This is a genomic window from Stenotrophomonas sp. 05L44_2, assembly GCF_056665995.1.
In genome coordinates this window covers 1-1449 of record NZ_JBFTNR010000891.1, presented here as the reverse complement: position 1 = coordinate 1449, position 1449 = coordinate 1, and the positions used below count along the sequence as shown (strand labels likewise).

The window sequence follows — 1449 nt, the reverse complement described above, 5'->3', positions numbered from 1 at the left end:
GTCCAGGGTGAAGGCGTGGATGCGTTGCTGCAGCGCCAGCAGCAGCTGCTGCGCGTGGTCGAAGGGAGGAGCTGTCATGTGTGCATACCGGACGTCCGTGTGATGCGCCCGATGATAGCGCTGGCCTGATGGCGGTGGTCTGCAGTCCGTGATCGGTTGCTTGATATTCCTCACGGTCGAGCAACTCCGGCAGCCCCCATACTGGCGCCCTCCGCTCACTCCTCACAAGGAAGCTGACCATGCGCCGCCACCGCTTGCCGTTGACCGTCGCGCTGCTCGCCAGCGCCTTCACAGCACCGGCGATGGCCGCCGTGCCGTTCTTCAATGCCAGCTGCCCCGGTGGGCTGGATGTCCATGCAGACGAAGGCGGGCCGGTCTACGTGCAGGGCCGCGAAACCACGCTCAAGCGCTTCAACGATCGCTACTTCGAAGCGCGCGATGCCAGCAGCGGCACCACGCTTTCAATCAGCACCGGTGACGACGGTACGCCGCAGGTCAGCTACACCGGACGCGGCGGTGCCAACGGCATCTGCCAGGTCAGCAACAACGGCACGCCGGCGGCTGCCGTGGAAGGCGGCAGGCACCACCGTGATCAGGATCGCGATGACGATGCAGCACTGCCACGCGAGGTGACCTGCGAATCCACCGACCAGCGCCAGGTGTCCTGTGACATGGACACGCGTGGCAATGTGGAGATCGTGCGCCAGCTCAGCCGTACCCGTTGCGAGCAGGGCAGCAACTGGGGCCTGTCGCGGCATTCGGTCTGGGTCAATGGCGGCTGCCGCGCGACGTTCCGCAACATGTCCAAGGCCGCAGTCCGCGCGCCAGCGGGCGATACCGCGCTCGGTTCGTGCAATGCAAGCAAAGGCGCACAGGGCACGCTGGTGACCCAGGTGCCGGTCGGCACCGATTACCAGGAACTGATCATCGATTATCCCGAGGGCCGCTTCCTGTGCATGATGCGCAACGACGGCCGGGTGCAGAGCGTGACGCCGATCAAGCGGCGCTGAGTCTGTGTCCCATGCTTTGCAGTCGGGTATGTGGCTGCTCGCGCGTGAATTGGCCTGCAGAAGCAGGCCAATGACGCTATCGCGTAGCTCCGTCAATCCTCGTGGGTGGGGCGGGACGGTTTGGCCGGCCCGACGGTGACTTTGCCGGACCCTCCGCCGCCCCCTCCGCCATGGCTGCCGCCACTGATGGGCCCGGTGTAACCGCCGCCGCCGCCGCCGCCTCCGCCGCCATTCCCATTCCCGCCGCCGCCGCGAGGGGGATGGCTCGTCGTGATGGGCTCACGCGAAGCCCCATTCCAGTCCTGGCTATCGGTCATTTGGTAGGTCACGCAGTGGGACGCGTTGCAGACGATGACCTTGGAGCCTGGTTGAATGGATTCCTTGAAGGTTCCAGAATTGTTCTTGTTCGTCACCTGCGTGTATCTGGTCAGAAAAACTC

General features: G+C 65.1%; 2 protein-coding genes. One reads left to right on the top strand and one right to left on the bottom strand.

Annotated elements, in window-relative coordinates; genetic code table 11:
- Positions 1–239 precede the first annotated feature (239 nt).
- Positions 240–1010: a DUF3011 domain-containing protein gene (locus tag AC1VAN_RS21720; protein ID WP_032978249.1), complete on the top strand. Its 771-nt coding sequence runs from the start codon at positions 240–242 to the stop codon at positions 1008–1010.
- A gap of 92 nt (positions 1011–1102) precedes the next feature.
- Here the strand turns inward: AC1VAN_RS21720 and AC1VAN_RS21715 are convergent.
- Positions 1103–1449, bottom strand: a 347-nt coding sequence (locus tag AC1VAN_RS21715; RefSeq protein ID WP_480986730.1) for a hypothetical protein, incomplete at its 5' end; no start/stop codon positions are given.